Here is a 13,868-nt window from a genome sequence, read left to right as displayed (position 1 = left end):
GCAACGCACGGCGCAATGGGATCGGGCGATGCCCGACCCCATTGCGCGCGTTGCTCAGGCGACTCGCTTCAGGTTCCAGCGCTGCTGGACCCCGCCGTTGTCGGCCCACTGGATCGCGAGGCCGCCGTTCGCCTCGCCGTTGCCGTTGTCGAGCGCCTTGCCCGAGTGCTGGCACACGAGCTTGACGGCCCCGCCGCCGACGTCGGTGATCCGCCACCGCTGCGCGGCGACCCCGTTGTCGGTCCACTGGACCACCTTGCCGCCGTCGGCGGTCAGCGAGAAGTTGTCGAGTGCCTTGCCCGAGTGGAGGTTCACGAGCTTCCAGTACCCGCTCCCGACGTCGGTGATCCGCCAGCGCTGCCAGTTCCCGCCGTTGTCGGCCCACTGCATCGCCTGGGCCCCTTCGGTGGTGACCGAGCCGTTGTCGAGGCACTTCCCGGAGCGCTCGGCCATGAGCGTGTACACACCGCCGGAGACGACCGCCGGGGTGGACCTGGTGTGGGCGAGCGTCCCGAACCCGAGCGTGTCGAAGCCGCCGGAGGCCGTCCCGTAGTCCCCGCCGCCGCCCTCGGCGCGCACCAGGGCGGCCATGCGCGCGACGTTCGGCATCCGCAGGCCGCGCCTGACGCTGTAGTGGTTGTAGACCATCTCCCAGACGGGCCGCAGCTGGCCGCGGCCGCCCGCGCCCATGACGGTCTGCTCGCTGTAGGCGCAGTTCTGGCCGGTGCCCCAGGTGTACTTGGTGAACGGCAGGTCGTCGTAGCCGAGGTTGTAGCGCGCCACGTACTCGGCGGCCTTGCCGAACGCGAGGTCGCGTGCGGAGTACAGGTCGATGCCCTGGTTCCAGGCCATCTCCATGAAGCTCGACATGAGCCCGATGCCCATGATCGAGTGGCCCTGGTCGCGGCCGGACTCCTGCCATTGGGCGAGGAACCCGCTGTGGACGAACGGGATGGCGTTGTAGATCGAGCCGTTGCCCTCGCCGTTCCAGAAGTAGTCGACGGCGGCGTTGATGATGCCCGAGTCGTCGCAGATGATGCCGATGGCGAGCTTGCTCGCCATGTTGCACAGGTCCCAGTTCGCCCAGTAGTTGGTGATGCAGGCGTCGTTGTGGTTGGTGAGGAAGTGGTCGTTCATCGGCAGGAAGACGCCGGTCATCATGTCCTGGAACGCACCCAGGTTGAAGCCGGGCGCGCCGCGGACCAGATCGGCGGCGCAGCAGAACTGGTAGCCGTAGATCCCGGCGGCGAGGAAGCGGTCGGCGTTGCCGGTGACGGTCTCCAGTGTGGAGGACCAGGCGTTGAGGATCTCGACGGCCTTGTCGCGGTAGGCGGTGTTGCCGGAGACCCTCCAGCGCAGGGCGCACTGGTAGGCGGCGTGGATGTCGTTGTAGAGCTGCGGGTAGTTCTGCCCGTCGCCGCCGCGGATGATGGTCGCCGTCGGCCTCGCGGCCCATGTGGACTGGGCGTGCCCGTTCGCGATGAGCTTCTCCCAGCCGCTGCGCCACGGCTGCTGGTTGGTGCTGACCCTCGCGTACATGCGGTCGATGTCGGCCTGGGTGTGCAGCATCCCGGGGTGGACGGCCTGCGCGCCGATCTCGTCGGTCTGCGCCTGCGCGGCGGGGACGCCGGTCCCGAAGGCGGCGAGCCCGCCCGCGGCCGCCGCGCCCTGGAAGAGGCGACGGCGGGGGAGTGAGGGTGGGGTCGAGGTCGATTCGTGGATGCGTTCGTTGTGGTACGACATGGTGCTCCGATGCGCCATGCGGTGCGCGATGCCGGGGAATGCCACCGCTACCTGCGGCCACCGGTTCGGAAACCGGGTGCCATATGCCATATTAAACGAAACATCAACGAATATCAATATGAACGAACAAGGTCGGTGCGGGACCGGGATCCCGGTCCCGCACCAGGACCGCCACCTGTGGGGGAGGCGGCCCGACGCGCATGGGCGGGGCGGCGCTGGAGGTCGGCTGAGTCCTCGTTCCTGCCGAGGTGCGCCGCCCCACGCCCCGCGCGGTCTTCGGGGGGTGGGCCGCAGGCGCCGAAGCCGCAGCGCGGCCCGGCACCGGCGACTTAAGCGACGAGGTCCGAGAACTTGTTGTCCTGCAGCCAAGCCGTCACGCCCGCCTGCACATCGCCGCCGTTGTCAGAGAACACCGTGTTCTCCAGGTTCGCCAGCTGCTCGTCGTTCATCGCGAACGTGCTCAAGGCCTCCGCCACATCGGCGAACTCCTCGCTGAAGCCCAGACGCGCCAGAGTGTTGATCGTCTCGGCCTCGCCCAGCGTCACCTCCGGGTCCGCCAGGTTCTTCAGGTCGTACTTCGCGTACGCCCAGTGCGGCTGCCACAGCGTCACCACGATCGGCTCCTCGGCCGCGATCGCGCTGTCGAGTTCGGTGAGCATCGCCGTGGTCGACGAGGTCTCCAGCGTCAGGTCCGTGATCCCGTACGCGGGGATCGCGCTGTTCTGCACCGCCTCGGTCAGGCCCGCGCTGGCCTCGATGCCGACGATCCTGCCGCCGAAGAGGTCCGCGTTGGCGTTGAGGTCGGCCAGCGACTCGACGTCCACATAGGCTGGAACCGCCACGGTCAGCGCCGCGTTCTCGTTCCACGTGCCGAGCTGCTCGAGCTGGTCGCCGTAGGTCTCCATGTACGTCTGGTGCGTGATCGGCAGCCAGCCGTCGAGGAAGAGGTCCAGGTCGCCCGAGGAGAGGCCCTCGAACAGCGGCCCGACCTCGGTGAACTCCTGGGCGGTCACGGTGTAGCCCGAGGCCGTGAGCGCCTGGCGCCACAGCTCGGTGGCGACGACCGCCTCGTCCCAGTTGATGTAGCCGATCTTGATCTCGCCCTCGCCCTTCGGCAGGCCGAAGTCGACGCCCTCCGCCGAGGCTGCACCGGGCTCCTCTTCAACCGAGCATCCCGCGAGCGCCAGCGGGACGGCGACGCCGGTGGCCATGGCGCCCTTCATGATCGAACGTCGTTCCATGTTTCCTTCTCTCCGGCGCGGGGGCGCGCGCCATGTGTTGGGGGATGTTCGGAGTCTTAGCGGGCGAGCTTCGCGGCGCGCGCGACCGGCGTGCGGTCGGACAGGCCCTGCGTCACGCGGTCGAGCAGGATCGCCAGCAGGACCACGGCCAGGCCGGCGTTGAACCCGGCGGCGATGTCCAAGCGGCCCAAGGACCCGGAGATGACCGAGCCGAGACCGCCGCCGCCCACCAGGCCCGCGATGACCACCATGGACAGCGCGAGCATGATGACCTGGTTGAGCCCGGCCATGATCGTCGGCAGCGCGAGCGGCAGCTTGATGCGCGCGAGGATGCGCGCGGGCGAGGCCCCGAAGGCCTGCCCGGCCTCCACCACCTCCCGGTCCACTTGGCGCAGACCGAGTTCGGTGAGGCGCACGCCCGGCGGCATCGCGAAGATGATCGTCGCGATGATCCCCGGCACCACGCCCACGCTGAACAGCATCACGACCGGGATGAGGTACACGAACGCCGGCAGCGTCTGCATGAAGTCGAGCACCGGCCGGGCGACCGCCGAGAACGCCTTGCTCTCGGCCGCGGCGATCCCCAGCGGAATCGCCAGCAGGATCGCGATCGCCGCCGAGACGAGGACCATCGAGAGCGTCTGCATCGTCTGCTCCCAGTACGGGGTCCACGCGACCACGAACATGCCCAGGCCGATGCCCACGCCGAGCTTCCAGCCCTTCGCGGCCCACGCGACCGCGGCGAACAGCAGCACCATCACTCCCGAAGGGAGCCAGAGCAACCCGTCGGCGAGGTGCACGTAGAGGAACTCGAGCCCGGAGTCGACGGCGTCGAACCCGGTGGCCCACGCGTCGCGCGCCCAGCGGATGAACGACTCCATCCAGTCGCCGAACGGCATGTCGGGCAAGGGCTTCCAGATGTACGTCCAGAACCAGTTGCGGAGGTATTCGATCATGCGGGTTGGCGCTCCTCTTCGATCGCGGTGCCGTGCTCGGCGGCGGGGTCGTACGACAGCGACTTGATGATGGACCGGGGCGTGACCACCCCGAGCGGATCGGCGTTGTCGTCCACGACCAGCAACGGGGCCTTGGAGCTCAGGACCGGCTCATAGAGCTCGTTCACGGGCACGTCCGATTCGACCTTGGGGAACGCGCTGGTGTCCCGGGTCCCGCACGGCTCCATGACGGCCTCGGCGGTGAGCACGCGGGTGCGGTCGACGTCGGCGGTGAACTCGGCGACGTACTCGTCGGCCGGGCGCATGAGGATGTCCTCGGCGGTGCCCAGCTGCTTCACCTCGCCGTCGCAGATGGCGATCCGGTCGCCGATCCGCATGGCCTCGTTGAGGTCGTGGGTGATGAAGACGATGGTCTTGCCGAGCTTGGACTGCAGGTCGAGCAGCTGGTCCTGCATCTCCTGCCGGATGAGCGGGTCGAGTGCGCTGAACGCCTCGTCCATGAGCAGGATCTCGGTGTCGGCCGCGAGCGCGCGTGCCAGGCCGACGCGCTGCTTCATGCCGCCCGAGAGCTGGGCGGGGAGCTTGTCCTCGTGCCCGGCGAGGCCGACGAGCTCGACGGCCTCCCTTGCGCGCTCCAGTCGCTCGGTCTTGCTCAGGCCCTTGATCTCCAGGCCGAACGCGACGTTCTCGACGACGGTGCGGTGGGGCAGCAGCGCGAAGTGCTGGAAGACCATGCTGATCTTCTCGCGGCGGAGGCGCCGCAGTTCGCGCTTGGAGAGCGAGCCGAGCTCGACGCCGCCGATGCGGATCGTGCCGGACGTGGGCTTGATGAGTCCGTTGAGCATCCGGATCAGCGTCGACTTGCCGGAGCCGGACAGGCCCATCACGACGAAGATCTCGCCGGCCTCGATCGACCAGTTGTGATCGATCACCGCGGCCGTCACATTCTTGGCGCTCAACTGATCGCGCGGGGTGCCGCTCTTCAGCTGGGCGACGGCGCTTCGGGCGCCTTTGCCGAAGACCTTGTACAGGGAATCAACTGCTATCGCTGACATCTCGTCCTTTCGCAGCAGGGGGTTCCGGTTGGGGGCGGGAACCGGTGAAACACTAGTCAAAGCCTGTGTTTTTTCAACCCGAGCAGCGAGTGAGAAGACCGACACGAGACGTTCGCAGGCAGCGTTCTGGCAGCTCAACGCCTCGATAAAGGATGTCTAAAGAAGGCTGGTTTGATTGTCTACAATCTGACGTTCTGAAAAATTGACACCATACAGAGATCAAGCTGAGGCCGATTCGTAACCGTTCGCCGGGGTTTCTCCCGGCATCAGAGCCGGGCCGCCTTCGCCCGCGCCGTCACGACCGCCAGGTCCGCCTCGCTCAAGCCCAGCGCCCGCGCCTTCTCGTACTCGCCCGCGATGTCCGTACCCATCCGCATCGGCGAGTCCGTGCCGAGCACGACCGCCATGCCGGCCTCCATGAACCGCGGCAGCGGGTGCTCCTCCAGCTTCGCCACCATCCCCAGCACCACCGCCGAGGTCAGGCAGACCTCCACGGTCACACCGCGATCGGCCAGCAGCCGCATGATCCCCGGGTCGCTCGCCGCCCCGACGGCGTGCCCGATCCGCCCGATCTGGTCGATCTCCGCCAGCGACGCCAGGTTCGAGGCGTTGAACGCCCCGGCTGGCACGGTCACGCCCAGCCCGGCCGCTCCCGCGGCCTCGGCCACGATCCGGCCCCGCGTCCAATCAGCTTCGGCCGCATAGGGAACGTAGATGATCTCGATGCCCGCCAGACCCGCCGCCGCCGCGTCGGCGAACGCGTCGCACAGCTCCCGCAGCATCGGGTCCCACAGGTTCATGCTCAGCACCGCGCCCGCGTCGAAGCCCGGGAACGCCTCGGACACGCGCGCGCACGCCGCCGCGAACCGCTCCATGAACTGCGGGTACACCACCGATTCCTGCGGCAGCCGCAACTCGGTGTAGACCGCGCCGCCGCGCGCCGCCGCGATGAGCGCGTCCTCCAGGATGCCCTCGTAGACCTCCGGAGCCACCGCGTCGAGGTCGAACCGCGGCACGGCCGACATGCGCTGCAGCCGCGCCAGCCCGGGAGGGGCCGCGGCCTGCACGTTCTCGCGCCGGTCGGCCCAGTCCACCGGGGAGGAGCTCAACACCTGATCGAGGCGCGCGGGCCATTCCGTGTTCTGGTGCAGGTCGATGAGGTCCATGTTGGGATGATCACATTTCGATCACGAACCGGCCCGGCTTTCGCCCGGCGTGTCCCTTTCGGGGACTGACTGCTATCCGACAGTCACGCCTGTCGACGACGCCTGCGAGCCGAGAACCTGTGCGGCCTTCACCCTTCCGGATGAATATCCGGTGCGCGAGCGGAGGCCGACCCGGCCCGTCACCGCCGCCCGCGCGATCCGTGACCGCCGCTTCCCGCGGACTGCCGCGCAGATCACGGCCCGCGCGGGCCCATGAGACAAGTCCCAGCCGCAGTCGCGCAGCTACCGCGCGCACGGCGCCACCGATAGACTTCCCCCTTATGAACTCGCACGACGAACCCGAGATGGGCCCGCTGCTGTCCGGCATCGGCAGGCTGGCCGATTTCAAGTCGCTGGACGAGGACGAGCTCCCCCGGCTCGCCGAGGAGATCCGCGAATTCCTCGTCGGCGCCGTCGCCAGGACCGGCGGCCACATCGGCCCCAACCTCGGCGTCGTCGAGCTGACCATGGCGATCCACCGGGTCTTCGACTCCCCGCACGACCAGATCGTGTTCGACACCGGCCACCAGTCATACGTCCACAAAGCACTGACCGGCCGGGCCGGGCAGTTCGGCGGGCTGCGCGGGCGCGGGGGCCTCACCGGCTACCCCAGCCAGGCCGAGTCCCCGCACGACCTCGTCGAGAACTCGCACGCGTCCACTTCCCTGTCGTACGCCGACGGCCTCGCGAAGGCCCACGCGCTCAGCGGATCGGGCCGGCACGTCGTGGCCCTCGTCGGCGACGGCGCGCTCACCGGCGGCATGTGCTGGGAGGCGCTCAACAACATCGCCGACCGCGACGACCTGAAGCTCGTGATCGTCGTCAACGACAACGGCCGCTCCTACGCGCCCACCGTCGGCGGCCTCGCCAAGCGCCTCTCGGGCCTGCGGCTCAACCCCGGCTACGAGCCGACCCTCAAGAAGATCCAGGAGATCGTCGAACGCATCCCCGTGTTCGGCCGCGCCGCCTTCCAGGGCCTCCACGCCGCCAAGACCGGCCTCAAGGACGCCCTCGCCCCGCAGGGCATGTTCTCCGACCTCGGCATCAAGTACGTCGGCCCCGTCGACGGCCACAACATCGCCGAGCTCACCGAGGCGCTCGACCGCGCCAAGCGCTTCGGCGGGCCCGTCATCGTCCACGCCCTCACCGAGAAGGGCCACGGCTGGGCGCCCGCCCGCGCCGATGAGGCCGAGCAGATGCACGCGCCTTCGGCCGCGTTCGACCCGATCACCGGCGAGCCGATCGCCGCCTCGAAGCGCCGCTGGACCGGCGTGTTCGCCGATGAGCTTGTGGCGCAGGCGAACCTGCGTCCCGAAGTGGTGGCGATCACCGCCGCGATGCCGGGCCCGACGGGCGTCGACAAGCTGATGAAGCGCCACCCCGAGCGGGTCTTCGACGTCGGCATCGCCGAGCAGCACGCGGTCACTTCCGCTGCGGGCCTGGCGATGAACGGGATGCACCCGGTCGTGGCGGTCTACTCCACGTTCATGAACCGCGCGTTCGACCAGACGGTGCTCGACGTCGCCATGCACCGGCTGCCGGTGACGTTCGTGCTCGACCGCGCCGGGATCACCGGCCCCGACGGGCCGAGCCACTACGGCATCTGGGACACCTCGATCTTCCGCGTGGTGCCCGGCCTGCGCATCGCCGCCCCGCGCGACGCGGCGTCGCTGCGCGAGGAGCTCGCCGAGGCGCTGTCGGTCGACGACGGCCCGACGATGCTGCGCTTCCCCACGGGGGCCATCCCCGACCGCGACATCGAAGCCGTCGAAGTCCATGAAGGACTCGACGTGCTCGTCAAGCACGAGGACGACGAGCTGCTGATCGTCGCCTGCGGCTCGTTCGCCCAGACCGCGGTCGCGGTCGCCGAACTCCTTGCGGCGCAGGGCATCCGCGCCACAGTCGTCGACCCGCGCTGGATCTCGCCGGTCCCGGACGCGCTCGTGAAGCTCGCGGGTCAGTACCCGCTGGTGGCGACGCTCGAGGACGGCATCCGCACCGGCGGTTTCGGCGACGCGCTCGCGCAGTCCCTGCGCGACTCGGGCGACGAGACCCCGCTCGTGGACTTCGCGGTCGAGCGCGGCTGGCACCCGCACGGCACCCGCGCCCAGCTCCTCGCCGACCTCGGCCTGACGCCGGAGGCGATCGCCGACCGGCTCGCCGCCGAAGTCCACCGCCGCGGCGAAGCCGAAGCGCACCACCACCACTAGGCAGAACAACGGCGCGGCGGGTCCGGTAGGACCCCCCCCCCCCCCCCCCCCCCCGCCCCCCCCCACCCCCCCCCCCCGCCCCCCCCCCCCCCGGGGGCGGGCGCCCCCGCCCCCCCCCCCCGCGCCTCATGCCATTTCGGCTACCGCATCGCCTTCAGGCCCTCGCGGAGGCGCCGCAGGTCTCGTCGGCGCCGCTCGAAGGTGGCGCCGACGCTGATGAGGATCGCGCCGCCGATCGCGGGCGGGACCCACACCGGGATGTGCCCTCGCAGCAGCAGCAGTTCGTTGACCGTGATGACCGCCAAGGCGATCGAGCCGAGCACGAGCGGCGCCTGCCAGCGGCGCGTGAGCCCGGCGATGATCACCGCGATCGCGGCGGCTCCGACGCCGACGCGCCGGATCTCGTTGCCGTCCTCGAGCGCCAGCATCAGACTCGGGGCGATGCCCACGAGGATCGGCAGCGCGAGCGTCGACCACGAGCCGACGTGCGGGCGCTTCTCGAGCCGCCACAGTCCGATGAGGAACAGGACCGCGGAGGGCGGCGCGGTGAAGAACTCCAGGGTGTCGACCTCGAGCGCGCCGAGCAGCGACCACCAGGCGAGCGTGCCGGTGCAGAGCGCCGCGATCACATAGCCCCACTTGCGGACCGGGGCCATGATCGCCGCCCCGGCGAGCGCGAGCGCGTAGACCCCGAACTGGGCGGCCGGGATCAGGTCTGTGCCGTCATCGTAGGTCCAGTCGAACAGGGAGAGGAGCCCGCCGATCCCGGCGGAGGTCCCGGCGAGCACGTGGGCGAGGATCGCCGCGAGCACCCGGTCGGGGCGGCTGCGACGCGGCGCGCCCACGGCGATCACGAGCATGGACGCGGCGGTGATGGTGAGCCACAGCGGGATCCAGCCCTCGCCGGGGTCGAGCGTGTCGCTGCTCGCGGCGGTGGCCCCGGCGAGCGGGGCCCACATGGTGAGCGACACCCAGCCGGAGCAGCGCCCGGTGAGCGTCCCGGCGAACAGCGCCGAGGCGAGGGCGATCGCGCCGCAGACGATGAGACCGATCGTGGGCACCGCGTCGAAGCGGGCAGGGTCCTGGTTCCACAGGAGGATCGTCGAGGATTCGATCGCGAACGTGACGGCGAGCGCCGCCCCGTTGAACCGGAACCGCTGCGGCAGCAGCATCACGGAGGCGATGGCCAAGCCCAGCAGCACGAGCGGCACTTCGGCGTTGTGCAGCGGCCAGCCGAAGTCGTGCCCCCAGAACAGGTACCCGAGGCCGGAGAGGGCGACCAGGGCGGCCACGAGGGCGGTGCCGGCGCCGAGCAGGTAGGACGCGGTGCGGAAGGCGCCGCCGAGCGGTTCGGCGAGCACGGGTGCGAGCAGGCGCGCGGCGAGGAACGCCGCGAAGTACGCGGCCAGGTCCGGCGCGTTGAACGTGACCGCGGCGAAGGCGGCCAGCGCGCAGAGTCCGGCCAGCACGGCCGTGTTGAACGCCCATGCCGTGCGGTGCGACCTCTCGGTCACGAGCGGCGTGAACACGGCGGCGAACAGCGCGACCGACGGGATGATGAGCTCGGGCGAGCCGGAGCGGCCCGCGAGGATCCACGCGCACAGCACGAGCGACCCGGCGGCGGAGCCGGCGATGAGCATGGTGTTGAGGGAGACGCCGAGGCGGTGGGCGAGGTGGACGCCGACGAGGTTGGCGGCGGCCAGGACCGCGACGGCGGCCGCGATCGCCGGGACGACGGGGTCGGCGACGCCGAAGGCCGCGCGCAGGCCCGCTGAGCAGGCGGCGACGACGGCGGCGCAGGTGAGGAGCCGTCCGACCCACAGGTCCGAATCCGTGTAGTTGCTGGCGTTCCTGGCGGTGATCCAGGCGGCGGCCGCGAGGGCAGCGGCGATCGCGAGCATGAGCACGATGGCGGTCCCGATGCTCCCGGCCGCGGCGTAGGACGCGCCCACGAGGGCGAGCGGCAGCATGGCCCAGCTGGTCGCGGTGAGTTTCGCGAAGGCCCGGTAGGCGACGAGGACGACGAGGACGCCGGTGGTCCACGCGCCCACCGTCTCCGGCCCGAAGTCGGCGCCCGGCGGCCGGTACAGGTAGTACCCGGCGAGGGTGGTGCACCAGAGGGCGAGCGCGGCGAGGGCCGCGAAGGTCTCGGCGGTGGCCCAGAGGCGGTATCGCTTGAACGCGAAGGGGACCGCGAGGAGCAGGAGGGTGACGCCGCCGAGGACGGCGGCCCGGCCGCCGTTGCCCATGTTGCGCCAGGCGACGGCGGTGAAGATGATGAGCGCGGCGGCGACGAGGAGTCCGCCGAGGCTGAGGAGCACGGTCTGCACGGTCTTGGTGCCGACCTCGCCGCGTTCGACCGGCGGCGGGTAGGCGCCGCCAGGCGGGGTGGGTCCGAACTGCGGGTACGGCGGGAGCGGCCCTGCGGGCGCTACAGGCGCTACGGGCGGTGCGCCGCCAGGCGGCGTGCGGGGCGCGGCCTCAGGGGCGGCTACCCCGCCGGACGGGGTCAGATGCGGCGAGGGCTGGGGCGAGGGCTCGGCGGCGTGGGCCTGGCGTTCGGCCTCCGCGAGGTAGCGGGCGGCGACTTTCGTCAGGTCGCCGAGCACGCCGCGCCGTTCGGCTTCGACGGCCGCGCGGCTCTGAAGGGTCGTGGGCATCGCCGCGAGCACTGCGTCGAGTTCGCCGAGGCGCTCGAGCAGGGGTTCGCGTCCGCGTCCGCACACCGGGCACCGCTCGGCCGTGGAGGCGTTGCCGCACCGGGGGCAGTTGTACGTGTTCATGTGCACAGTGTGCTGGTCCTGTCAACTTTCGATTCGGGCAAAACGGACGCGTTTTGTAGACCTGCCACAACGGGCACTGCGCGCGGGCCCGCATCCGGCTCTCATTCTTTCAGGATTCCTCTAATCGGATCGCCACCGCGGGTCCGGTCGCACCGGCCCCGCTCCTCGAACTTGAAGGGCGGCAACATGACGATCGCAGTTCGGAGGGACCGGTTCGGTCGGCCGCGCATTCACTCGCCGCGCTCGCGGCCGCCGGGGAACCGCTTCGACTTCAAGTTCGCCAGGTGACCGGCCGCGCGGACGGGCCCCGCGTCGGCGGCGCGGGGCCCGTTCCGTTTGCGGCGCTTGCCTACCGCATGGCCTTGAGGGAGCGGCTGAGCCGTGCGAGGTCGCGGCGGCGCTGCTCGAGGGTCGCTCCGGCGGCGATGAGGATCGCCCCGCCCACCGACAGCGGCGCCCACTTCGGCACCAGGCTCCACACGTGCACGATCTCGTTGACCGCCAGCGCGGTCAGGACGACTGCGGCGAGGACGAGCGGGGCCTGCCAGCGCCGGTTGGCCGCGAGGAGCAGTACCGCGAGGGCGGCCGCGCCGACGGCGACGCGCCGCCACGGTTCGCCGTCCGGGCCGATCGCGAGTGCCAGGGACGGCCCGAAACCGAGGGCGAGCGCCGGGGCGAGGGCGGCCCAGGAACCGGTGGCGGGGTTGCGCCGCAGCAGCCAGATGCCGACGCCGAGGAGCAGCGCGGCGGGCGGGGCCGTGTAGTACTCGACCGTGTCGGTGCCGCTGTAGGCGGTGAGCAGGAGTTGCGCCGCGATGGCGGCGGCGCAGGAGCCGAGCGCGTGTCCCAGGCGGTGCCGCTCGTCCGCGAGCGCCGCGATGGCGAGCGCGGCGGCGTAGGCGAGGAACGCCAGGGGAGCGAAGAGGCTCACGCCGTCGATGAGGCAGACGATCGCGAGCACGGCCAGGTAGATGCCGATGGCGGCGTGTGCGCAGGCGCGGGCGGCGACGCGCGCGGCCGGGTTCGCCGGGGGCTTGGCGTGCGCGGCGGCGAGCAGCGCGGCGGCGCCGACCGCTGCGGCCATGAACGCGGGCTGGGCGTCGACGTGGTTCTGGGCGGGTTCGTAGGCGGCGGCCAGTGCGGTGGCGGCGACCCACAGGTGCGCCATGATCCACGCGAGGACGCGGCGGCGCGGGCCCGGCGAGGTGAAGGCGACGGCGAGCGCCGCGGCCGTGACGACGGCGAAGGACGCGGTGGGCGCCCACGGCCGGTCCAGCAGTCCGCCCGCGCCGAGTGCGGCGACGGCGGTGACGAGCGCGATGTAGTCGCGTCGCCAGCCGGAGCGGACCACGGTGGCGCCGAGTGCACCCGCGGCGGCGGCCGCGGGGACCTCCCAGCGCAGCGGGTCGATCGGTGCGGCGCCGAACGCGACCGGGAACGCCGTGAGGCTCAGCGCGGCGCACCAGGCGAGGACGATCGCGCCGACGGCCGCGGCGGCGTGGCGCATGGCCGCGGACAGCGGGGCGGGGAAGATCGCCGCGGCGGCGAGCGCGAGCACGGTCGCCCCGGCGTACGCGGTGAGCGTGGAGGCGTCGGTGGTGACCGCGCCGAGCGAGGCCGCAGCGGTGATGAGGACGGTGGCGGCGGCGGTCGGGGCGATCCAGGCGACGGTCTCGTCCGGGTCGCTCATGGCGGCGAAGGCGACGATGGCGGCCATGGCGAGCGCGAAGGCGGGTACGGCCAGGAGCGGTTCCTCCGCGCGGAAGGCCAGGACCCAGGCGGTGACGGTGAGCGCGGCGGCGGTCAGGCCGAGTATGAGGACCGCCGGGCGGGCGGCCCCGGTGCGGTGGGCGTGGACGTGGGCGAGCAGTGTCGCGGCGGCGAGCAGGCTCGCGACGGCGGCGACGGTGGGCAGCAGCGCCGCGTCGAGGCCGAAGGCGGCCCGCAGGCCGGCGAGGAACACCGTGGTGATCCCGGCGGCGAGGAGCACGCGGGCCGACCACTGGTCGGAGGCGGTGTGGCGGGTCGGGGCGGCCTTCACGGTCCAAGCGGCGCCGGCGAGGACCGCGCCGATGAGTCCCATGTGCAGCGCGGCGGTGACGGCCTCGCCGAACGCGGCGAAGGCGGCGCCGGTGGCCGCGAGCGGAAGCAGCGCCCAGCCGGGGGCGCTGACACGGGCGGCGATGCGGTAGAGGATCGCGGCGGCGAGCACGAGCGCGGTCCAGCGGGCGACCGCGACGGCGGTGAGCCCGGTGCCGGCGGGCAGGTACAGGTAGTACCCGGCGAGAGCCGAGCACCACAGTGCGAGCGTGGCGGTGGCGGCGAGGGTCTCGGCGGTGGCCCACAGGCGGAACCTGGTGAGCGCCAAGGGGACCGCGAGCAGCAGTCCGGTGGCCCCGGCGAGGATCGTGAGGCGGCCGCCGTCGCCCAGCTGGCGCCAGGCGACCGCGGTGAAGACGATGATGCCCGCGGTCAGGAGCAGCCCGCCGAGGCACAGCAGGATGATCTGGACGGTCTTGGTGGTGAGTTCGGCGCGCCGCTCGGCGCGCTCGGCGGGAGGGACGTCGCCCGGGGGAGGGCCGGGGTGGGGCAGCGGGCCTTCGGTGTCGGGCCGAGGAGTGGCGGTTGGGTTCATACTGACAGTGTCGAAGCGCTGTCAAACCGTGAATGGGACG

At 71.5% G+C, this 13,868-nt stretch carries 8 protein-coding genes; 1 reads left to right on the top strand and 7 read right to left on the bottom strand.

From position 1 onward, the window contains the following. Positions 1-54: 54 nt before the first annotated feature. From O1R50_RS14315 to O1R50_RS14295, 5 genes are all read right to left on the bottom strand, one after another. Positions 55-1,743 carry an RICIN domain-containing protein gene (locus tag O1R50_RS14315; RefSeq protein WP_270110753.1) on the bottom strand — a complete coding sequence of 563 codons (1,689 nt, stop codon included), beginning with the start codon at positions 1,741-1,743 and terminating at the stop codon, positions 55-57. A gap of 329 nt (positions 1,744-2,072) precedes the next feature. After that, on the bottom strand, positions 2,073-2,984 hold the full coding sequence (locus tag O1R50_RS14310) for a glycine betaine ABC transporter substrate-binding protein (RefSeq protein ID WP_270110752.1): 912 nt from the start codon (positions 2,982-2,984) through the stop codon (positions 2,073-2,075). Positions 2,985-3,040: 56 nt separating this feature from the next. Next, positions 3,041-3,940: an ABC transporter permease gene (locus O1R50_RS14305; protein ID WP_270110751.1), complete on the bottom strand. Its 900-nt coding sequence runs from the start codon at positions 3,938-3,940 to the stop codon at positions 3,041-3,043. Next, positions 3,937-4,995 carry a quaternary amine ABC transporter ATP-binding protein gene (locus tag O1R50_RS14300; protein WP_270110750.1) on the bottom strand — a complete coding sequence of 353 codons (1,059 nt, stop codon included), beginning with the start codon at positions 4,993-4,995 and terminating at the stop codon, positions 3,937-3,939. The genes O1R50_RS14305 and O1R50_RS14300 overlap by 4 nt, the downstream gene beginning before the upstream one ends. 266 nt (positions 4,996-5,261) lie before the next feature. Next, a complete protein-coding gene (locus O1R50_RS14295; protein ID WP_270110749.1) occupies positions 5,262-6,161 on the bottom strand; it encodes a hypothetical protein in 900 nt (299 codons plus the stop codon). Positions 6,162-6,481: 320 nt separating this feature from the next. Here O1R50_RS14295 and dxs point away from each other — a divergent pair, with 320 nt between their 5' ends. Next, on the top strand, positions 6,482-8,410 hold the full coding sequence (dxs, locus tag O1R50_RS14290; RefSeq protein WP_270110748.1) for a 1-deoxy-D-xylulose-5-phosphate synthase: 1,929 nt from the start codon (positions 6,482-6,484) through the stop codon (positions 8,408-8,410). A gap of 140 nt (positions 8,411-8,550) precedes the next feature. Here the strand turns inward: dxs and O1R50_RS14285 are convergent, their stop codons facing one another. Next, positions 8,551-11,193 carry an SCO7613 C-terminal domain-containing membrane protein gene (locus tag O1R50_RS14285; protein ID WP_270110747.1) on the bottom strand — a complete coding sequence of 881 codons (2,643 nt, stop codon included), beginning with the start codon at positions 11,191-11,193 and terminating at the stop codon, positions 8,551-8,553. A 349-nt stretch (positions 11,194-11,542) separates the two neighbouring features. Next, complete coding sequence (locus O1R50_RS14280; RefSeq protein WP_270110746.1) at positions 11,543-13,828, bottom strand: SCO7613 C-terminal domain-containing membrane protein; 2,286 nt, start codon at positions 13,826-13,828, stop codon at positions 11,543-11,545. Between the last annotated feature and the right edge of the window lie 40 nt (positions 13,829-13,868).

Source organism: Glycomyces luteolus (genome assembly GCF_027622875.1).
Taxonomy (GTDB): Bacteria; Actinomycetota; Actinomycetes; order Mycobacteriales; family Micromonosporaceae; genus Glycomyces; species Glycomyces luteolus.
This window is presented reverse-complemented; position numbering and strand designations above follow the sequence as displayed.

Excerpts from the sequence above, each read along its gene's own strand:
- O1R50_RS14310 (WP_270110752.1), bottom strand. The coding sequence starts at position 2,984 with ATGGAACGACGTTCGATCATGAAGGGCGCCATGGCCACCGGCGTCGCC.
- O1R50_RS14280 (WP_270110746.1), bottom strand. The coding sequence starts at position 13,828 with ATGAACCCAACCGCCACTCCTCGGCCCGACACCGAAGGCCCGCTGCCC.
- O1R50_RS14285 (WP_270110747.1), bottom strand. The coding sequence starts at position 11,193 with ATGAACACGTACAACTGCCCCCGGTGCGGCAACGCCTCCACGGCCGAG.
- O1R50_RS14315 (WP_270110753.1), bottom strand. The coding sequence starts at position 1,743 with ATGTCGTACCACAACGAACGCATCCACGAATCGACCTCGACCCCACCC.
- O1R50_RS14305 (WP_270110751.1), bottom strand. The coding sequence starts at position 3,940 with ATGATCGAATACCTCCGCAACTGGTTCTGGACGTACATCTGGAAGCCC.
- O1R50_RS14295 (WP_270110749.1), bottom strand. The coding sequence starts at position 6,161 with ATGGACCTCATCGACCTGCACCAGAACACGGAATGGCCCGCGCGCCTC.
- O1R50_RS14300 (WP_270110750.1), bottom strand. The coding sequence starts at position 4,995 with ATGTCAGCGATAGCAGTTGATTCCCTGTACAAGGTCTTCGGCAAAGGC.
- dxs (WP_270110748.1), top strand. The coding sequence starts at position 6,482 with ATGAACTCGCACGACGAACCCGAGATGGGCCCGCTGCTGTCCGGCATC.